At 41.9% G+C, this 21,085-nt stretch carries 19 protein-coding genes; 2 read left to right on the forward strand and 17 right to left on the reverse strand.

The annotated features are described in order from the left end of the window. Nucleotides 1-44: 44 nt before the first annotated feature. Nucleotides 45-653, forward strand: a complete 609-nt coding sequence (tmk, locus tag JWG41_RS16035) for a dTMP kinase (RefSeq protein WP_205270793.1) — start codon at nt 45-47, stop codon at nt 651-653. On the opposite strand, the gene JWG41_RS16040 is transcribed toward tmk, so the two are convergent. The 9 genes from JWG41_RS16040 to JWG41_RS16080 form a co-directional block, all read right to left on the reverse strand. Beyond that, a complete protein-coding gene (locus JWG41_RS16040) occupies nt 636-1,535 on the reverse strand; it encodes a class I SAM-dependent methyltransferase (RefSeq protein WP_205270792.1) in 900 nt (299 codons plus the stop codon). The genes tmk and JWG41_RS16040 overlap by 18 nt on opposite strands. Nucleotides 1,536-1,542: 7 nt before the next feature. Then, complete coding sequence (locus JWG41_RS16045; RefSeq protein ID WP_205270791.1) at nt 1,543-2,397, reverse strand: metal ABC transporter permease; 855 nt, start codon at nt 2,395-2,397, stop codon at nt 1,543-1,545. Then, nucleotides 2,390-3,103 (reverse strand): metal ABC transporter ATP-binding protein, encoded by a 714-nt coding sequence (locus JWG41_RS16050; protein ID WP_205270790.1) that lies wholly within the window; start codon nt 3,101-3,103, stop codon nt 2,390-2,392. Before JWG41_RS16050 ends, JWG41_RS16045 begins: the two co-directional genes overlap by 8 nt. Continuing rightward, on the reverse strand, nt 3,081-4,025 hold the full coding sequence (locus tag JWG41_RS16055) for a metal ABC transporter substrate-binding protein (RefSeq protein ID WP_205270789.1): 945 nt from the start codon (nt 4,023-4,025) through the stop codon (nt 3,081-3,083). Before JWG41_RS16055 ends, JWG41_RS16050 begins: the two co-directional genes overlap by 23 nt. A 15-nt stretch (nt 4,026-4,040) precedes the next feature. Beyond that, entirely contained in the window at nt 4,041-5,399 is a 1,359-nt protein-coding gene (locus JWG41_RS16060) for a TonB-dependent receptor (protein WP_205270788.1), read from the reverse strand. Nucleotides 5,400-5,419: 20 nt separating this feature from the next. Beyond that, nucleotides 5,420-6,163, reverse strand: a complete 744-nt coding sequence (locus tag JWG41_RS16065) for a hypothetical protein (RefSeq protein WP_205270787.1) — start codon at nt 6,161-6,163, stop codon at nt 5,420-5,422. A gap of 53 nt (nt 6,164-6,216) precedes the next feature. After that, nucleotides 6,217-7,173: an amidohydrolase family protein gene (locus tag JWG41_RS16070; protein WP_205270872.1), complete on the reverse strand. Its 957-nt coding sequence runs from the start codon at nt 7,171-7,173 to the stop codon at nt 6,217-6,219. A gap of 43 nt (nt 7,174-7,216) precedes the next feature. Beyond that, nucleotides 7,217-8,974: an acyl-CoA dehydrogenase family protein gene (locus JWG41_RS16075; protein WP_205270861.1), complete on the reverse strand. Its 1,758-nt coding sequence runs from the start codon at nt 8,972-8,974 to the stop codon at nt 7,217-7,219. Nucleotides 8,975-9,100: 126 nt separating this feature from the next. Continuing rightward, nucleotides 9,101-10,639: a methyl-accepting chemotaxis protein gene (locus tag JWG41_RS16080; RefSeq protein WP_205270785.1), complete on the reverse strand. Its 1,539-nt coding sequence runs from the start codon at nt 10,637-10,639 to the stop codon at nt 9,101-9,103. A 166-nt stretch (nt 10,640-10,805) separates the two neighbouring features. Between JWG41_RS16080 and zigA the strand changes: the two genes are divergently transcribed. Further along, nucleotides 10,806-12,050, forward strand: coding sequence for a zinc metallochaperone GTPase ZigA (gene zigA / locus JWG41_RS16085; RefSeq protein WP_205270784.1), 1,245 nt, complete (start codon nt 10,806-10,808; stop codon nt 12,048-12,050). Between the two features lie 138 nt (nt 12,051-12,188). Here zigA and JWG41_RS16090 read toward each other — a convergent pair whose 3' ends face one another. The 8 genes from JWG41_RS16090 to JWG41_RS16125 form a co-directional block, all read right to left on the reverse strand. Beyond that, nucleotides 12,189-12,509 carry a DUF1330 domain-containing protein gene (locus JWG41_RS16090; protein ID WP_232374042.1) on the reverse strand — a complete coding sequence of 107 codons (321 nt, stop codon included), beginning with the start codon at nt 12,507-12,509 and terminating at the stop codon, nt 12,189-12,191. 73 nt (nt 12,510-12,582) lie between these two features. Continuing rightward, the gene (locus JWG41_RS16095; protein WP_205270782.1) at nt 12,583-13,095 is read right to left on the reverse strand and encodes a VOC family protein; all 513 of its coding nucleotides are present in this window, start codon (nt 13,093-13,095) and stop codon (nt 12,583-12,585) included. Between the two features lie 74 nt (nt 13,096-13,169). Next, nucleotides 13,170-13,727: a dihydrofolate reductase family protein gene (locus JWG41_RS16100; protein WP_205270781.1), complete on the reverse strand. Its 558-nt coding sequence runs from the start codon at nt 13,725-13,727 to the stop codon at nt 13,170-13,172. Next, complete coding sequence (locus tag JWG41_RS16105) at nt 13,724-15,286, reverse strand: HEAT repeat domain-containing protein (RefSeq protein WP_205270780.1); 1,563 nt, start codon at nt 15,284-15,286, stop codon at nt 13,724-13,726. Before JWG41_RS16105 ends, JWG41_RS16100 begins: the two co-directional genes overlap by 4 nt. A 110-nt stretch (nt 15,287-15,396) precedes the next feature. Next, nucleotides 15,397-16,908: a di-heme oxidoreductase family protein gene (locus tag JWG41_RS16110; protein ID WP_408611762.1), complete on the reverse strand. Its 1,512-nt coding sequence runs from the start codon at nt 16,906-16,908 to the stop codon at nt 15,397-15,399. A gap of 20 nt (nt 16,909-16,928) precedes the next feature. Further along, nucleotides 16,929-18,755, reverse strand: a complete 1,827-nt coding sequence (locus JWG41_RS16115; protein ID WP_232374040.1) for an RCC1 domain-containing protein — start codon at nt 18,753-18,755, stop codon at nt 16,929-16,931. Between the two features lie 206 nt (nt 18,756-18,961). Next, nucleotides 18,962-19,639, reverse strand: a complete 678-nt coding sequence (locus tag JWG41_RS16120; RefSeq protein WP_205270779.1) for a hypothetical protein — start codon at nt 19,637-19,639, stop codon at nt 18,962-18,964. A 12-nt stretch (nt 19,640-19,651) separates the two neighbouring features. Further along, nucleotides 19,652-20,947: a hypothetical protein gene (locus JWG41_RS16125; RefSeq protein WP_205270778.1), complete on the reverse strand. Its 1,296-nt coding sequence runs from the start codon at nt 20,945-20,947 to the stop codon at nt 19,652-19,654. Between the last annotated feature and the right edge of the window lie 138 nt (nt 20,948-21,085).

Raw genomic sequence — 21,085 nt, forward strand, 5'->3', positions numbered from 1 at the left:
AAATAAGTCGAGGAAAAAACGACCATTCTTATAATGGAGGGGATATGCCAAAAAATAATCAGTTCTTTGTATTTGAAGGGATCGATGGTTCAGGGAAAACCACCGTCTCTCGTTTGGTTTCCGAAACACTCCTTACAAAATCCATTCCTAACCTCTGGCATAGAGAACCCACAGACAGTGTGCACGGAAAAAAGATCAGAGAATTCTTACAAGGGAAACTCAAACTCACCAAAGAGGAACAAATTGAGGTCTTTATCGCTGACCGCGAATGTTCCGTGAATGAAGTCATCTTACCAACGTTAAAGGATGGCAAATCTATTGTACAAGATAGATATTATTTTTCCACCGCAGCCTACCAAGGTCGGGATGAGGAACATGCCGCTGACATTTTGTATAAAAATGAAGACAAAGGATTTCCAGAACCCAACCGTGTTTATTTTTTAGACCTCTCTCCTGAAGAAGCCCATGAACGCAGGACCGCTCGCAATGGAGAGAAAGAAGTTTTTGATGTGGATTCGGAACAAATTCGTATCTACCAAAACTATTTGGCAATTTTACCAGAGTCTACCATCTTCGTGGATGCGACAGCCGACCTGGATGAAGTGGTTGCCTTTTGTGTGGAAGACATTTTGAAATCACTCGGAGTGGAGTGATTTTTTTTCTACCATATACACCATCATATCGCCAATCTCAAACCATTTCACCGCACGATCCATCACCCACTTCCGGAGTTTGAAAAAAACACTCGCTCCGGGGCGAGTGGTCATCCCACTTCCATAAGTAAAGGAAACGGGACGTGCATACCCCAAATCCAAAAGTAGGTTTTTTAATCCCCGGTAAGAGTAATAATACAAATGCTCGGGAACATTCAAATACCGCCAGGTTAGTCCGGCGAGTTTCGCAAGGATTCCATACCGACAAGTGGATAGGATGAGGACTCCCCCCGGTTTCAAATGCTTTTGGATTTTTGCCAAAGTCTCTTTTGGCTGGTGCAGATGTTCGATGGTCGCCCAAAGGGTGATGGCATCAAACTGGTTTTGAAAAGTCGGATCCCAAGAAAGAAAGTTCTCTTGGAAGATATTTAAATTTAAAGTTTCGCGAGCAAAACGAACAGGGCCATCGGCAATTTCAATTCCATAGGCATCGTATCCCCTGTCTTTTTGGTAGGCCACAAAGTAACCCGCCGCACAGCCAATGTCCAAAGAAGAAAGTTTTTGAGTTTGCGAGAGAGGAGAGAGACGGTCCTTTTCCCAGGAAAAAAAATCCAAATCATTTAGGTTGAGTTGGAAAACACGAGAGATCTCTTTTCGTAATTTATCTGAGTAATAATTATCATACCCACGTTCTGTTCTTTGGGTAAAATAAGAATCATCATAGTATTTTTTGACATCGGCAAAACTGGGTTGTGGGTTCACTTGTACAAGCCCGCAAGACTCGCAAGCGACAATCGAGAAAGACTCACCGAGTGGACTTTCTTTGGTATAAATCGAACGGAAGCGGTTTTGTCCGCAGGTATTGCAAGGGATTAGTTCCACAGAATATCTATCGGACAGATTTGGAAAAAACGGAAGTAGTTAGGAATCGGATTAGGTGGAGAAAAAAAGCCAAAGCACAAAGAACCAGGATGATGCTTGAGGATGTGGGAAAGTAAATCAGTTCCCCATTTCGCTCCACTCCCACAAGAGAGATGAGAAACCCGGAGATGGTAGCAAAGACGGAAAACAAAGCACAAACTATGGTCAGTAGTTTCAAGGAACGAATGAGAGGAAGGAGAGCAAAAACAGGCAAAATCAAATGGGCAATGCTATAAAATGTTCCCAGTAAGTTTACAGCGACTGTGAGAGAGGCCGCAAGGATGATATAAAACAATAAGTCAAAAGGAAGGGGATTTCCCACTTGGATTTTGTATTCATCTCGATCAAAACTGATAAAAAGAAACCTTCGAAAGAAACTTAAGTAGAGGATAAAAAAGAAAACTGCGATATAGATTCCAAAGGAATCGGCCCGCACTTGGGAAGTTAAGATATCGCCAAAAAATGCTGCCATCAAATGGTTTTGTACATTCCCACCGAGAGCCAACATAACTTGCGACGCCGCAGAAAAGAATACAAATAGAATGCCGAGGATGACCTCTTCTTTCATCCCTCGAAGTTTTCTCACATACAAAAGCGGAAAGACCAAAATACAAGAAAACACAATGGGGAATATTTCTCCGGGCCACTCCATAAACAAGGATAAGGCGACAGAAAAAGTCACTGCTTGCGAAAGGGTGACTCCAAAGAATGTCATCCCACGGAGCACAATTAAGATTCCCAGAACCGATAGGAGAGCCCCAACAAGGCTACCCACTACCATTTGCGGTAAAAACAAAGTCCAACTAGAAAGAATATTAGTCATGATGGTGGCAGTTCGGAGGCCGTTCTCCACTGGTGATATTGTAGAGTTTCCCTTCGTCTATTTCGTAAATTTCATCAAACCCAAATCCCCAATCATGTTCCAAACTATGAGTGATAAAAAATAGAGAACGATTTCCTTCTCGCAGGTATTCGGACAAAACAGTTTGAAAAAGTTCACGGGCATTATGATCCAAAGAATCCATGGGTTCATCTAAAAATATCAAATTGGCTTTGGTAAGAAGGGAACGAAGGATGAGGACTTTTTGTAATTGCCCCCCACTACAAAGAGAAATTTGTTTTTTTAAAATGGAACTAACACCTGTTCTTTCAATGAGTGTCATATCTTCTTCAGAAAATTTCTTTTTGGGAAGAAAACTGAGGCCAATGTTTTTTGGCATGAGTAATACATCCTGCACACGCAAAGGAAATTCCAAAGACATTCGTTTGGCCTGGGGAACGTAGGATGTTGTGATTTCTTTGGAAAAGGAAATGGATCCGGAAAGTGGTGGCAAAAGATCTGTTAGAGTTCGAAAGAGTGTGGTTTTTCCAGCACCATTTCCCCCGACAAGGGCATAGGTTTTGCCGGAATGGATATGCAAATGAATGTCGGATACCACAGGAAATTCCTTTCGGTAACCCACAGACAAAAGATCCGTATGGATAAAGGTTTTGGTGTTATCTAAGCTATTTGGTTTTGTCGCTTGCATCACGTATTTTTTGTAACATCAACCGGAGTGTGTCTTCGTAAGTATTGGCTTCGGGAGTTCCCCCTACAGAGACAGGTAGTGTGACCACCACAGATCCCGGCACTTTTGACGACACATACTCAGCATACTTTGGATTGTGATAGGGTCCAATCAAGATAATTTTTATCTTTTCTGCTGTCATATAACTAATGACTTGGTCCATATAACGGACAGAAGGTGGAACTCCTGGACGTTCCTCGATGGTTAAGTTGGCATTGAATTTAAACCGAGAGGCCAAATAGACAAATTGGTCATGAAAAACGGCCACTTTCAGTCCAAAGTATGGTTCCATTTTTTTCATTTCTTCTTTTGTGAGTTGGATGAGGCGTTTTTTGAATGAATTAAAATTTCCTTCGTAGTATTCCCCATTCAATGGATCCACACGAGTGAGGGCATTTTTTATATTTTGAGCCATTTGGATGGCGTTGATAGGATCATTCCAATAATGAGGGTTTCCATAGATATGCATATCTCCCATGGAACGATCCATCATCACCGTAGGTTCACCAAGGATTTTCACTCCAAAGGAAGTGTCGCAATACCCAGGTTGTCCTTTTTGGATTTTGATATTGCGGGATTGTTGTTGGAGGTAAGGAATCCAACCAATTTCTAAATCCAGACCAATCACACAAAGCACATCGGCTTCACTCAGTTTCACAAGAAAGTCGGGCCTTGTCATTACAAAGTGTGGGTCATCGGTTCCGCGAATCATTCCCGAAACTTCGGCCCGGTCTCCGGCAATTTGTTCGGCAATGTATTTGATATCGGGAAGGCTTGTGACAAGGGATACTTTAGCCGAGAGAGTCTGGCCAAAAAAGAGGGAAAGAAAAAAACTAAAGAGGAAAAATGCGGATCTTTGTTTGGAAAACATTTTCTGTAACATAACTTACCTTTTGACTTAATAACTGTGTGCTGGGTGAGAGCCAAGCACTGCCACTGTTTGGATATAAAATCTGTATTCTCTTGTTTCTTCCTGCGAAGTGCGAGAATAGTCTTGGATGTAACGACGTTCGATGGATCCGCGTACCTTTCCAAATTCAGAACTATGGAAGGTCATTTGAAAGGACTGGGCTTCAATGGCGTTCTTTGCTGGATCCCCATTTTTATCCACAAGGGACTTGTCCGTAAAATAATCATAACGAAAACCCACAGACCACAATTGGTGGAATTTAAAATCAATGAATCCATAAGCTCCCCACTGGTCTTTTGTAGGAGCTTTGGTTTTTTGAAAAGTAACAGGATCCATACTGGAAGGAAACACTTCTTGTTGGTACCAAGCCTCTCCCATAAGCATTATCTCACTCAAATTAGACCGGTTCCAACGAAGGACTGCATCGGCCCCGTAAAGTAACCTTTGGTTTTTTCTTTCTGTTGTGGGTTCAAAACGAATCCCTGAAAATCCAAATTGGGTGCCCCAGTTGTTTCCAAAATAATAAAAATGTTTTAAGTGGGCATACATGAGTGGGTTATTTTTTTGAACTCCCGCGTCATGAGAGTGTCCCCATTTCCTTCCGTTCGTGGCACCTAACACAAGTTCTTGAGTGATGAGCTTCCAAGGAAATAAAATACTAAATTCGGCTCCTGTATCAATGGCCGATTCCCAACCGATAAATTTTTCGTGAACAATCGGTGTCATGGTAAAAGCGCGGTCATGGGCATGGATTTTATTGAGTCTACCCACATCGATAAACATCTGTCCTGCTTTCAGAGAAGTATTAAAAGGTAAAAAAGGAAATTGAACCCAAGCTTCGTGGACTTCAAAATTGTATTTACCGTTTTCCCCGTGGGCTGCTCCCACAAAAGTTCCACGCATCCACTGGTCAACGGCCCCGTTAAACCCAAATTCGGCGGTGCGGATGTCGAGTTGGTTGTCAATCCTCTCCCCTGTTCCCCGGGGTTTGTTTCTGTCCCAAGCACCCACGATGTCGAGGGCAGCATAAGCATCCATCATAAGGTTCTGTGCCGACCGGTTGACCTGTTGGTTGGATTGGACAGGAGAGGAGATTCCCCTGCTACCTTCCGTTCCCTTTTCTCGTTTTTCTTGGTCTTGTAAGTCTTTTTCTAAATCCGCTTCCCAATCAGAGCCAGTCGTATCCGTTTTGGATTGAGATACAACCGTAGCCTTTTTGTTAGCTGGTAATTTATTTTCTAATTCTTTTTCCCATTCCGTTGTCTCGGCAAAAAGAAGGGCGGAAAACAAAAGGGAGAGGATCACTCCCCCAAGCTTAACTTTTGAAAAACGATGGTTTGGTTTCACTGTGTCTTAAATTTTAGAATCTATTGAAAGGAACCTGCGGTTCCAATGTTACTGGAATAGATTGTGATCGATTTTACTGTAGCCTTATTGATCCGCAATCCAATTCTATCTCCACCAAAATCAGCGGCAACCCCATCTTCTTCAAATTGGTAAGTGCCTCGGCTAGCAGCGGCACAAGCGGACTCCCAACCAAATACATGGGCATTCCCACTTTCTTGGTGGACTTCTAAACAAAGTGTTTTTTCAGCAGATACAGAAGAAGACCAAGTTCTAGGAGTTCCTAAAGCAGAATTGGTACCATTCGTTGCGATTTTATTCACAGTTGTTGGTAAAATATGAAAGCCTGGTCCACTTAAGTTCGTAGTGGAAGGAAGGATGGCATCCAAACTGGAATCGCCTTGAGAAAGCACATAAACGATTTCGATACTTGCTTTTTTATCTCCACCAAGGCTCGATAAACTAGAAGCATTTGTATAAACCGTAGAACTAGATCCAGTTCCTACAAGGCCACCGCTGAGAGAAACAGAAGAGGATGAAAAGCCGCTGGCAGCAAGAGCCGCATTCGCATCACCACGACAAGCAGTGAAATCAATCTTTCTTCCGGTGGAAGGAGAGGAAACATCAGTCACCGTACAACCGGCATTCAAAAGGAGAGCAAATAGTGCGTCGTTATTATCCTTCTTATCTTGTGACTGGAAGAGTTCCGCACAATTCATAACAGAGAAAAGGATGGTAGAAAATAGGAAAAGCTTGGCAAATTTCATAAATACCTCTGTGGAACAATCATTTGCAACACTGTTGCAAATGCAACCACGTTTCATTTAAAAAATAAGTTTTCTGCGTTCTGATAGAGAATTTTTTGTTTGGCCCGATCACTGATGGGTAGATCCAAAAGCCGAGTGATGGGGTGGTTTAGGTTGTAGGGGATGTTTGGGAAATCAGATCCAAAGTAAATTTGATCCTGGTAGGTTTCCAAATACGATACGGCCGAGTCCACATCTTCGGCTTTCCCTGTCGCGAGAAAGTCCACAAAAACCATAGTGGTATCAAGGCTTAAATTTGGATAAGTATCGAGTAACGAAGCATAGGCGGAGATTTCATTGGCTCCCATATGGGCCACAATGATCTTTAACTTAGGATAGGTTTCGAGAAATGGTTTGAAGAACTCGATCCCTGTAAACTCGCCCGGTAGGGGTGCCGTTCCTGTATGAATGAGAATGGGAATTTGTTTCTCTTGCAAATACGAGAAGGTATCCCCAAGTTCCGGTCGGTTTAAATTGAGTTTGGAAACTTCGCAGTGGAGTTTAAAACCAAGGAACCCATATTCTTCCACAGCTTTTTTTACATAAGTAAGAACACCCTCTTCTGGATAAAAAGTTCCAAAGGGAATGGCCCCTTTCCAATTTTTGAAATTAGCATAAGTCCAATCATTTAAAGACGAAGCCATATCGGCTTTGTGTGCATAATTGAGAGTGGTGAATCGTTTGATCCCATTGTGGTGGAGCCGCTCCACTCTTTCCGCTTCGGGAAGCCTATAACCAATGGCCCAGTTCACATTGTCAAACCAACGCCAAATTAGTTTCATCACGGTCTCAGGAAAAAAATGAGTGTGGATATCGAAGATATAAGGAATTCCCAAATTACGAATCCGATCCAAATGGTCGGGAGTTTCTGAATCTAGGATGGGAGGATAAGAATCTCCCCTCCAAGAAAAAGGAGAAGAGATCCGAGTGTCAGGTTTATTCGAAGATTCAAGTCCTTCCCCTTCTCCCATAAAACAAGCGTAACAAGGAAGAAGAGGAGAATGATCTACTGGTTTATGCAGTGACGGGAGCTTTTTTCTTTCCACGAATCTTTGTTAGGTTCGCTGCAAGGATCGCCGAACTGTCAAGAATGTAAGCATCAGAGATCGATTTACGATAGTTTCTTCTTTCTACCTTGGACCTGCCAATACTTCTTTCGAGTAACAAACTATTGTGAAAACGTGCTGCCGACTCTACTACTTCAAAAGCCAACTCTTCACGAAGAGGAGTGGAATCAATTTCTGCAAATTCTGCCACAACGGTTTCAAATTGTTTGAATAGGTCGTTTAGGCCTTGGCTCGAAGTAAAAGTAGCCATTTCCGATTTCAAATATTCGCGGTAAATTCCAGTTTCTGTCATACCAGAAACAATTCCACCGATACAAGCAACGGTTTGGAGTTGTGTGGTTCCTTCGTAAATATTAGTGATTCGCACATCACGATACAAACGTGCTACATCATAATCTTCCGTGTAACCCGATCCGCCGTGAATTTGCATGGAATCATAAGCAACAAGATTTGCCATTTCTGTGATATAGTATTTGGAAAGTGGAGTGAAGAGTGAGGCAAGTTTTTCCCATTTTTTGAAGGTTTCATCTTTTTTGATTTCCTTCTCTGTGAGACCTTTCATTTTTCCTCGTTCTTCTTTCCAACGATACTGGTCTACTGCGTAACTTGCTTCATATAAAATACAACGCATCGCAGCCACTTCTCGTTCCATTCTTTCCAACATCTTTTTCACTGCCGTGATGTTGTTGATGGTTTTTCCGAATTGAACTCTTTCTTCTGCATATTTTCTTCCTTCGAAGTAAGCAGCAGTAGCAATCCCCATCGCTTGGGCAGCAATGTTGAGTCGTGGTGGGGTCAGGATGGCCATGGAATATTTCACAAGGCCTTTCCCTTCTTCCCCAATGAGAATTCCAGGACTGTTTTCAAAAACCACTTCGCAAGTAGGAGAACAGTGAAGTCCCATCTTCTTTTCAATAGATGCTACAAATACATCTTTGGAATGAACTAAAAAGAAAGAGAGACCACGAGCACCACTGGTTGTATTTCCCGTTCTTGCAAGTGTTAGAATGATAGAAGGTGCGGATCCAAATCCACAAGCATGAGTGATGAAACGTTTAGTTCCAGTGATCTTCCAAGTTCCGTCTTCGCCTTTGATCGCTTTGGTTTGTAAGTTAGGAAGGTCCGATCCGTAGTTTGGTTCTGTAAGTGCCATAGCCCCACAAAGTTCACCAGCAGCCATCTTCGGAACAAATTCATGAATCATTTCATCGGTTCCAAATCGTTCTACCGTTTCTGCAAGGTTCATACATCCCAGAGTGATCGCAAGAGATCCATCTCCACGAGAGACACATTCAGATAACATCGATTGTACGACAGAAGGAAGGCCGAGCCCACCGTAATGTCTGTGGATTCCGTAAGGAAGGAGTCCCGCCGATTTGATTTTTTCTACCACATCGAGCATGGCTTTAGGAAATCCCACTTGTCCGTCTTTGTATTTCAGTCCCTCTTCATCCATTTGTTTGGCGATTTGAGAGATGTCGTTTCCGGCAATATCTCCACCGGCTTCCAAAGTAGAACGGTAGAATTCAATGGCGTCTTCATAGTTTCCAGGAGCAAAAGCGAGTTCTTCCTTTCCTGATTTTTGGTATTCGGCAAAGTCTTCAAAACCTTGTTCGTATTGGTCTACCACCTCATTCCAAGGGGTAAGGGAATCAAAATGATCAATCAGGTCATCGTTATCGATAAAATAGATATTCCAAATCATACTGTCGGCTCCTAAAGCAGGACTTTCACTCAATGATCAAACTGGGGAGGAGAATTACAAATAGTTTTCCCATCCCAAGGCCTGAACGAAAGGGGAAGGTGTTAAGTTAATGGTGTTAGACAAGGATTACTTGATGCGATTTGCCAAAGTCTGGATGTCTTCAATATGTTCCGAAAGGACCCTTGTATTTTCAGCTACAACTTGGACGGCATCCTCTATACTTTCTGCGGCCCGCATCACTTCCTGGTTTCCCAATGACTGTTCTTTGGCAATGGTTTCTAGTTGAGAGGAAAGGTCTTTTAGTTCTTTTTGTGATTCCACAACCCGAGCATTTAATCTTTGTAAGTCGACAAACTGTTCATTAAAATGAATGACCTTATTTTGGATTTTGGACATTTCCTTTTCTTGGTTTTGTGCGAGATCGTTGGCATCTTTCGCCGAGGTATTTCCTTTGAGTAAATCCGATTTGGATTTGAGAATGGTTTTGGAAATGATACTGGCATTGGTTGCTGAATTGTCGGCAAGTTTGGCAACTTCTTGGGCCACAACAGCGAACCCACGACCATGTTCCCCTGCCCTTGCCGCTTCAATGGATGCATTTAGTGCCAGGAGATTGGTTTGGTCGGCGATCTCTTTCATGATTTGGTTTACGTCTTCTACTTTCTGAAAACTGGAACTCACCTCGCTTAAAATGGAGTTTAAGTTTTCCATGGAACCCGTCACTAAATTACTAAATTTAGAAGATTCGTTGATTTGTTCTGAGATCGAATCCATTTCTATACGAACGGATTTGACAATTCCTTCTAAGGTGATACTTTCTTCGTTCAAAGTTTCAATGCGTTTGTATTGGTCTTTGACAAAGGAAAAAGAATTTTCTGTGGATTGAGAAATCTCTGTTAAGGAAGCCGAGATTTCTTCAATAGAAGCCGCTTGGTTTTGCACCAAACCATTCAAATCATTGGCAAAAACTTTTAAGGAAGCCACTGATTGGTTTAAACTTTCTCCTGTTTCTACCATAGCTTCTTTTTGTTTTTCCATTACTTTGGAATGTGCTTCCGATGTATTTTTTCCAAGGATGGCTTCATCCCGAATGGATGTGAGGAGTCCCACCATCTTAGCAATGGCGACAGAGGCCATGATCAGAAAAAAAACTTTTACAATTTCTACAGGTAAGGAAATGGAATAAGCCATTTTATGGGTATCGTTTCGATCCACAAATTCCATCCCTGTCTTTGCGGAGAGAACTAAAGACCCAATTTGCACCACCGCAAGCATTCCTCCCAAAACATAGGTTTGGCGGGAAGAAAATAGAAAACCAGAATAGAGTAAAATAAAAAACGATATAATATAATTCACCCCATCCTTTAGAGCGGAAGAAGCAATATCCAAATCAAGAATACTTTGTCCCCAGGTATTCGAACCAATGAGAATGATATCAATGAAAACAAACCAAAAGGCATGAGGATTCTTTCCTTTTTTTAGAAGGATGAATTGTGTGAGAGCCACCATTCCATAAAAGAAGGTGGTGAAAAGCATCATGATGAGTTGGTTTCTATGCAGAGATCCCAAACTCCCGAGAATTCCTAAAATAAAAATCACAAGGAGGGTGGTACGGATGGAATTGATGGTCTTTGTGGCTTTTAAGTAATAAGAATCCAATTGCATATCGAAAGAATTTGAACTTAGTTCATAAATTGCAAGGATTTCCTCATCTTTTTAAGGTAAAGTCCTAGTTTAAGATTCGCAATCAAATGCAACAAAATTGCGTTTACTGATTGACAGGAATTCCCCGAGAAAACAAATGCAACTATATTGCATTAAGGAAATCTCGATGAAACCAAAAATTCCTGTGACCGTCCTCTCTGGATTTTTAGGAGCTGGCAAAACCACCCTACTGAACCATATCCTTTCGAACAGGGAGGGGCTTCGTGTCGCCGTCATTGTCAATGATATGAGCGAAGTGAATATTGATGCGAGGCTTGTGGCTTCCGGTGGCAGTTTCAGTCGCACGAGCGAAAAACTAGTCGAAATGTCGAATGGATGTATTTGTTGCACTCTTCGGGAAGATCTACTCATTGAGATCACCAAACTTGCCAAAGATGGAAAATTTGATTCGATCCTGATTGAATCCACTGGAATTTCCGAACCCCTTCCCATTGCCGAGACATTTACCTTTGCTGATGAATCGGGTGTGAGTTTGTCTGATCTTGTTCAACTAGATTCTATGATTACGGTAGTGGATGCTCTTAATTTTCTAAAAGATTTTGAAAGTTTGGACTCGCTCAGAGAACGTGAATTAGGTGCCGGAGAAGAAGATGATAGAGACATTGTGGATCTACTTGTGGACCAAGTGGAATTTAGTGACACCATCATAGTCAATAAAATCAGTTTGTTGTCGGAAGAAAAAAAGAATCGGCTCCTTACGATTTTAAGATCCTTAAATGCGGATGCGGAGATCATCACCACTGACTATAGCAAAGTTCCTTTGACAAAAGTTTTAAATACAGGTCGATTTGATTTTGATAAAGCAAGCCAGTCTCCTCTTTGGCTGAAGGAACTCCGCGGGGAACATACCCCCGAAACAGAAGAGTATGGAATCAAAAGTTTTGTGTATGGAAATAGACGCCCCTTCCATCCAACTAGATTTTACGAGTGGTTACATTCGGAAAAACCAGGCCTCGTTCGAGCCAAAGGTTTTGTATGGGTTGCAACGAAAATGGATTGGGTGATCCTCTACTCCCAAGCCGGAAACCTATCTTCTTATAAACCAGAAGGATATTGGTGGGCGAGTATTCCCGAGGAAGAGATTCCGGATGATCCCGATGTATTCGAAAATTTGCAGGCCCATTGGTTGGAACCTTGGGGAGATAGACGCCAAGAGATTGTTCTCATTGGAAGAGATATGGATGAAAAGAAACTACGAGCCTCTCTCGACAAATGCCTGCTCAGTGATTCCGAATACAAAGCGGGGCCAACAAAATGGGCATCTCTCGAAGATCCATTTCCAAACTGGGATGGGATGATTGCAGAATCCGAAAAAAGATCTGAAAAAAACAAAGAAGAATCAAATATTTGAAAGTAGATTCACTACCACGATTCAACTTTCCAAGTCATTTAGAATGTACCTATGGCTAGAAATTTTGAACTGATTAGCGACCTTCGTTGTTAAAAAAAGCGGATTTGATTTTTAACCTTTCGTTTCGTAGTCCCTAACTTATTGGAACCGGTCATATTCGGAAATGATGGTTGTGGATGCAACGGAAGGCGTAAAATAGGTTTCTCTGATTTTTAAATATTCGGGATCCGCGAAGAAACGTTCCTTTGTTTCTTTACTTGGAAAAAAAATTAAGAACACTCGGTTAATCTCTTTTGGATTTTCACTAATGAGTGTTTCCTTAATTCTAAAATCATAACGAAACCCTCCTCCATATTGTTTCAATAGAGGAGTCATTGCCTTTCGGTAATCAGTGTATAAGTCTTCGTTTTTTACTTGTAAACCAACGATTGTTTCATACGCGAATTGAGTTTTGCCCATTGGATTTGTCATTGTAATTTGTTTGTTCGTTTTCCTGAATATTTTTTAATCTTAAATGGAACGATCACGCAAATTAAGCGACGGCTGCTTTCAATGCAGCGATGTCAATTTTACGCATCTTGAGCATTGCTTCTTGGGCTCGTTCGGCCTTTTCTGGATCGGGATGAGAAATGAGTTTCAAAAGAATCTTTGGTGTGACCTGCCACCACATTCCAAATTTGTCCTGAAGCCAACCGCACATACTTTCTTTACCACCATCAGCAAGAAGACCATTCCAATAATGATCCACTTCCTTTTGTGTTTCCACGCTAATCATAAAGGAGACACCCCAACTGAATTGAAAGCCAAGCCCTCCATTGAAGGCAAAAAACTTTTGACCATTCAAAGTGAATTCCGCCTGCGTGGGATTGACGACAAGAAATTTAGATTTTTTGAATATGGATTTATAAAATTTGGCAACTTCTTCGATGTTCGCATTGAACATAAGAAAGGGAGTGATAGTTTGAGTCGGTGAACCAATATATTCTACTTTTTTTACACCAGGTTTTGGTTTTTTAGAACTACTTTTCTTTTTTGCAACTGCCATCTTCTTCTCCTTTTATTTCGAACTGATTTTATGGGGATCACGGAACTGACTCAAGACAAAAATAAGTTTTTTCCTTAAGTCAGTTTTTTGTAATGAAGAACAACCACCCCAGAAGAAAACGTTTCCGAACCAACGAGTTCCAAATAATGACTTTCTGATAACTTTACCGTATCAAATAACTTTGGTCCTCTTCCAACAACCACCGGATGGATCACAAAACGATACTCATCAATTAAATCATGTTTGGAAAGTTGGGAGGCAATGCTTAGGCTACCGGCAAAAATATCCTTTCCCGGTTTTTCTTTCAAAGCAATCGCCTCTTCGATCAGGTTTCCTCGCAGAAGTTTTGTATTTTGATCCTGAGGCTTTTCTGATGTGGTTGAAAATAATACCTTATCAAGTGAGTCAAAAACACGGGCAAACTCATTCGTGATTTCTGACTCTGATTGGTTTTTCGCGATCTCAGGCCAATAAGGCACCATAAGTTCATAGGTAGTCCGACCATAAAGAATCAGACCTGCATCTTGTAAAAGTTTGGTGAAGTATTTATGAACATCTTCTGAGGGGGTCATACCCTCGTGGCCGCAGTACCCATCCGTTGAAATATTGATTGCGAATATAATTTTTCTCATTTTTCTTTTGCCCAGTGGTTCCACTCTTTAGCCGTGCGAAACTTTTGTCCTGTGATCGCAGTTAGCGCATAGTAACTGAGTTTTCGTTTTTCGGAGTCCTCTCCATTCACAAAAGTTAATAATAATGGAATGGATTTCCTGTCCTTTCGTTTGGCGATCTCTTCCATTGCAGGCCTATATACATCGGCATCTTTCGATTTGGTTGCCTCTTCAATGAGGATCCGTGCTTCGTCTGTTGTGATCAATGCCACTGTAGATAAAATTTGCGGAGCCATTTTCGGTCTTTCGGAAAGTAATTCTTTTAGTTTGGGCAAACTGGAGGGATCTGCTATGGAACCAAGAGCCTCTAATGCATAGACCATAAGTTTGGCGTCTCCTTTGTCGAGAGCTTGGATGAGATCCGGAACTGCTTCTTTGGCTCCAAGAATTCCGAGTGCCCAAGCCGAACCATAAGGCCCTTCTGTTGCACCTGATAACAAAACCTTTCTAAGGATGGGAACAGATGCTTTATCACCAATCCAACCAAGAGCTTCGGCAAAACTATCTCGTTCTGGGGTGGATGGTTTTTCTAATAACTCTTCGATCCGATTCCTAGCGGGTTTGAATTTTTGTCGGCCAAGAATTTTTGCCGCACTCCCCCAAGTCTTTGTCTCCTTTTCGTTTAACAACGAAAAAGCGAGTTCAGCCGCTTCTTTAGAGGGAATGGAACAAAGGACATCGGTGGCATAGAGTTTGGTTTCTGGATCATCAGATTTCAAGAAGGGAAAAACTTGGGAAACCACAACAGGGTTGCCAATTTCAATGAGAGCCACCGATGCATTTTCTTTTCCTTTACTGTAGGGAAGTTTGAGCGCACGAACAAGCACATCATTTGCTTTTTTAGCTTTGATTCTACCGAGAGCCAGATAGGCGGCAGCAAGGGTTGGTGATTCATCTTGGGTTTCTGTTAGTCGAATTAAATAAGATTCAGAAGAAGTGACTTTTAATTTTCCGAGTGCCATCGCATAAGTTTTGTCTTTTTCTCGGTCTTTGTTTTTTAAAGCCAAACTTAAAATCTGCGGACCAACAGTATGGGCACCGATTTGTACCAAAGCATCCACTGTTTGCAAACGCAGTGTGGGATTTGTATCATCTAACAAAGAATAGATTCGACTTCCAATAGAAGGGTCTTTCATTCGTGTGAGGGCATCCAAATACACATCTTTTGGGTTTTCAGAGTCCGACCAGAGTAAGTTGGCAATGGTTTGGGTGGAAGATTTGTCTTTTATATCTCCAAGAGCAATCGCAGCACCCGCCCGAACTCCCGGTTCTTTATCTGATAAAAGTTTTTTTAATTTAGGAATGGCAGAACGTTCTTCCCGACTCCCCAATTGGATCGCCGCTTGCGAGCGAGTGAAAGGATCAGAGGAATTTAGATTTTCCAAAAGTTCTTTAGTGGTTTGTTCTTCTGACACAACTTCCTCTACGGCCGTTGTATCATCCTTTGCGGAACCTGGATCACAATTCAAAATGAGGCTGAGGGCGAAAAAAAAAGGAAAAAATTTCCGATACGTTTGCATGCCAGACAAATTTAGGATTTTAAAAATCTGCCTACAAGTGTTAATTCAAAAGACAGGAATGAATTTTTTCATTCCATCCCTGTCTTCTTTAAGGAACTCAACTCAAATCGTTATAAGGATAATAAAAATCGAATCATACTGGCACGATCCGAAACATTGAGTGCTAAAAAGTACTGTTTACTTTTTTCGGCTTCGCCTCCGTGCCAAAGGATGGCCTCATCCAATGTTTTGGCTCGACCATCATGTAAGTAACGAGCTCTCCCATTCACAGTTCCAAAAAGTCCGATCCCCCAAAGAGGAGCCGTTCTCCATTCTCTTTCGCTCGCTTCCCCATCGGCCTTCCCATCGCTCAGATCTTCTCCCATATCATGCAGAAGCAAATCGGTATAAGGACGTATGATTTGACCTGCAAGTTGGGGAATGGATGGACTTGCCGAGGTTACCATCTTTTCCACATGACATTTGTTACACCCTGCAAAGAAAAAATGTTTTTTCCCCGTAAGTATCACCGATGCACTCACATTGCGACGAACTGGCACGGCTACCAATTGCATATATTTAGTAATGGCAGAAATTTTCTCTTCCGAAACTTCAGGACTTCCGCCGCTCACTGCACTCGCACAAGCAGTCTGCGAAGCCGAGCAGTTTTCCCCAGGGAACATAGGACTTTTGATTCCAATATCACCGGAAAAAGCGGCTGAGTTTTGGCGTTTGAGAGTGGATGTATTTGCCTTCCATCCAAACCGCCCTAAAGATTTTCCACTCCCGGTTAGGTCCCAAAGATAATTGGGTCTTCCGGAAATTCCATCCCCATCTAAATCCATAGGATCAGACCGAGAAAGAATGGTTTCTTCAGGAACAGCTTCTAAAAGTCCAAGACCAATCACTTGTTGTGTCAACCGAACTGATGTTTTGTGATTTCCATCCATAGGTCCATACCCGAGCCCACTAAATACCAAATTGGGTTTTCTGAGTGTGTAGGCACTCCCATCATGATAAGTCCCGCTGATGGTATCATATTCCAAATGAACATCTCCTTCTGGAGTGACACCGGCGACTGCATTCGGTTGGAATTGTGAACCATAAACAGGTTCTGGATCATTTCCCCTAGGACCAACACCTAACCGAACCAAGGTGAGAACCAACGGATCTCCATCATCCTCCACTGCCCTTCCATTGCCCACATGACATCCCAAACAAGAATTGGTATGAAAAAAAGGCCCGAGTCCATCCCGGTCAGGTAAACTAGCAGAAAAACCGGCAGTCCATGGAACTTCAAAAACGGCTTGCCCTACGGTAAAATCAGAGATTGTGGATAAGGGAGAATTTCTACCAAATTGAAGGAAGGCGCGAGCATCGGTGACAAAACTTGTCATCGCCCTTCCTCCCGATAACTCTTCTCCATCATCCAATTCCCAAGGTAACCTTGATGATGGACTAAGACCTAGTAAGACCAAACATGAGTCACCCTCACAGAGTTTTTTTTTGTTCGGACAGTTGGATATCGATGTAGAGTTTAGAACATCCGATAATCCTAGATTCGCAGAACAAACGTTCGCATCTACGAACGCACATCCATAATAAAAATAAACAGAAATAAAAAATAAAAGAAATCTGATCAAAATGAATTCACCATAGATCTTTATTGTGGAATGGTAAGAAAGATTGGGGTGGAAGCCGCCCAAGTTTCCTGTAAATCGGATCTTCCAATCGAACCTTTAAAGTTCCAGCCCCAACCGTATAAAGTGCCCGATTTGAGAATGGCAAAATTATGCAAGGCTCCACATCCGAAATATTGAATGTCTATAACACCAACGACAGTATCACCAGGTGTATAAATTTTAGAGGGAGTGGTAACTCCTGTTCCTAAATTTCCACTGGAGTTTGCGCCCCAACCTTTCACGGTTCCATCGCTTAGGATAGCGAAACTCTGTGTTCCATTCGCCCAAACAGAAACTACATTATAAAGACCAGTCACAAGCGTTGGGGTAGGAACAGGATTCGGTGATCCAGTTCCACCAATTCCCAATTGACCACTAGTCGCAAGTCCCCAAGCATAAACAGTTCCATCATTTTTGAGAGCAAGGATATGATCTCGGCCGTTAGCAATATGTATTATACCTGATAAAGAACTCACTTTTTTCGGAGTGCCATTGACTTCTGTGGCAGTTCCGAGAACTCCATCACCCAAATTTCCGTATTGGTCTCTACCCCAAACATAAACATCACCTGACTTGGTCAAGGCGGCAGAATGTTCAGAACCTCCAATGACTTGGATGACATCTGTGGGAAGGCCAATGACATTTACTGGACTTGATGAATAAGTTCCCGCTCCCCCGGTTCCGTTTCCGAGTTGACCAACTGAGTTTGAACCAAAACTAACAACAGTTCCATCTTTTTTTAAAACAAGCACATGGTCAAAACCATAGACACCCATAACAGCATTGGTAATCCCGGGAACTTTTCTTGGTGGATTTCTTGGGCCTGCATCTGCGGCTGCCGCTTGTAAGTCCCCAATATTTCCCATACCTAACTGGCCAACAGCATTCGCTCCCCAAGTCCATACAGATCCATCTTCAGTGATGGCAAGAGAACTGTTCTGGTTGAATCCAATCGAAGCAACATTCGAAATCGTAGATAGTTTAGTAATCTTAGGATTGGTAAGGTCTCCTGTGGAAGTTCCCGTACCGAGTTGTCCAAAATTATTCCTTCCCCAAGTGTATAAATTTCCATTCACCACATAACCAGAGTGAGATCCTCCAGCAGAAATCCGGTTCCCATAATAAGTCAGGACCGTTTTTTTAGCAGAAACTCCTGCTTCATTTGTGCAATGGACTTGGATTTTATTAGCACCAAGCAGTGGTTTTACGGAAATAGGAGAAGTAATTTCTCCCTTACCCACTGTAAAATTTTCTTTTTCCGTTTTATTTTGTAAAACATGGCAAGTTAATGAATCGGAAGTTTTTATATTTAATGCTAAATCATAAGTTTTAATGATACTTCCATCTTTTGGAGAAAGGATTTCAAATTTAGATCCAACCTCTCTTGGGTTTGCAAGAGAAACTAGGAAAATGGTATCCGATACATGAGAGATGTCTTCAATTGAAGGTTCTAAATTTTCAGCAGATGAGATTTTGAAAGTACCGAGTAATTTACCATTTCCATCCTTCACGAGAATTTCATAACTGCCATTCCCAAGGGCCAGTTGCCAAGATCCGGTTTCTGTGGTTGTGGATAGAGATTTAGAAGATCCGGCACTCCTGACACTTGCGGACGTGGCGATCTCCAAACTAGCGTTAGGGATTGGATTTCCTGCCCCGTCTGTCAAGGTTCCCGAAACGGAAGAGAAGTTCAAACCGAGTAGTGCCAGGGCAGAAGTGTCAGTTTCTTTCGCTTTGCAGAAAGTGACAAAGCCAAAGAAAGCGACAACGATCAGTAATTTTCCGAGGATATTTCTTTTTGTGTTCATGGAATTGGTTCTCCTTAGAGGATTGGACGCAGTACTGAAACCGAGTCTCAAATTCAACTAATTTTTTGAACGTTGTTCCTGTCAAGCAAAGAGAGAAAATTCCAAACTTTGGTCGAGTCTAGTCCATAGAATCCGCGGTTTTGGGTAAAAAAAAGAGGACGGTTCGTCCTCTTGAAAAGAAATACAGGTGGTTTGCGATTAGCGAATTATGAATTCGGAACCTGACTTCTTGCCTCTTTCAAGGTAGCAAGTTCACTTTTCCAAAGTTTTAAATCTTTTTCCGCTGAGGTCTTCGTATCCCCGGCCGGCTTTTTGTTTTCGATCCAATACTCTACCATTTGGATTCTCGATTCTAATTCATTGATCTTAAAATCGAAATAGGCTTTTTGAGTTTTTGCAGAAGGTCTGTCGGTCGCATTCGGTTCTTCTGCCGATGGTTTGTCGGACCACTTTTCCTTGGATATCGATGCAGAAAAACTGGCATCCATGGCAGTGAAAGAATCCAACATTTCGAGTTGTTCCTTTTCTTCCGCCTCTGTCATCCGAGTTTTGATTTCGCGAGGAATGTAGAAGTTCTTTGGATACTTGGCCGCAAAATCTCTCCACTCCTCTTTGATCTCTTCCTTACGATTTGGTTTTTTCTCCAAAGCAAACGGCCAAAGTACCTCAGCCTGTGCCAATTCCAATTCTTCTGGATTGGGAGCGTCGGCAAACTCTGGATCATCAAACAATGAATTGGCGTGACTTTCAGAATTCCCGAAATCGGAATTGGTGACCTCAGTTTGTTTCGTTGTTTTATGAGAAGAAAACTTCCATATCGCAAAAGAAAACAAAACTAACAGAAATCCACAAACCGAAATGATACCTATAAACCGTTTACTCATAGTCCTAACCTCTTAAGTAAAGATAGAAACAACCCAAGAAATTGCCTGACCAAAGATATTTTCTGTCAGGAATTTTTTCAAGTCCACTGGGTTTCTATTGAGTGAGTCGTAATACCAAGCTGTGTATTCGCTAACTTGTGGAATGGAATATCCATAACGATTGTTAATTGATTTAATCAATTCATTCGCAAATAGAGAATGTCCATACATGTTCGGATGAACACCATCTAAACCAAAAACTCCGGGTTGGTTAGGAAGTGGCCAGTTGGCCCGAGCATTTCCAGGAGACCAACCAGAAGCACTACGAATGGGTCTTCCATTTTCTTTTAGGTCATCAAAAATCACACGTAAATCAGCCACAGCAAAACGCATAGTTGCTGCTTGTGCTTTGATTTCGTTATTTAACATATTCAGAAAAGTGGAGATACTCGCAACTTCATTGGCATCAAGAACTTGGTTAGGATCCGATACGGAATTTCTAAAGAAGGCTTTGAGTCCTGTGTAATTTGCACGTCCATTTGGATCTTTGTAATTTTCTAGAAATGCAATCGAAGTTACGTTAGGAACGGTAAATAAAACCCCACCTTGTAAACTTCCCATAGCAGACATTCGGCGAAAGAATTCACGGATATCTCTTTTAAATCTTGTTTCATCTAAACAATCTGTTGATGTATGAAGTGCTGTACAAAGTACGTGGTTGGCTCCAGCCGATCCAAATAGGAAAGTTGGTTTTACTTTTTCCATAACTTGGGTTTGTGTTCCCGCATCTCTAAGTCCAAATCTGTGAAACTTATCTGGTTCTTGGCAATCAGCAACAGTCACCCAACGGTAAGTATACCAATACCATTTTGCCCAGTACCATTCTTTCTCTTGTTTGGTCGCAGTGATGTCTTCGCATTTACCGGAAGTTTTAAGAAGTGATGTATATTCAGCCCCAGTAATCCCCGCATGAGTGGGAAGAGAAACTGTGGATGCATTGCCACCAATAATACTTTCCGCAATACAGAAAATTCCGCAGTCCCATTTGAGTACATCTTCTAAGTTTACATAAGGCCCTTTCAGAACGTTGTAAGAAACGGAAGCACCTGCTTGTTTGGAAACCAAAACCGGATAGGCCCAGTCCTGTGTTTTTTTCTCTACGGTAACCCCAAAGAATCCATGGCTTAGGGAATCCCCGACAACCCCTACTCTTTGGAACATTTGGCTTTGTGTTTGTGCAGAGACAGATCCTGCGAAAACCAAGGACATTACAAGCCCTAGTGCTAGTTTTACGTTCATATTTCCTCCCAATCGGAACATTTTTAACATATTTTAAACAATTGCCATAATTTTGTGACTTTTTGAACGAGTGTCAAATAATTTATTTCCGAACCATTGAGATTTTTTGAACGAAGTTCATCAATTCTCAAATCAAACCCGCCTGATAAATATCAAGTGAGAGAAAAA

It is taken from the genome of Leptospira chreensis, from assembly GCF_016919165.1.
Lineage (GTDB): Bacteria > Spirochaetota > Leptospiria > Leptospirales > Leptospiraceae > Leptospira_A > Leptospira_A chreensis.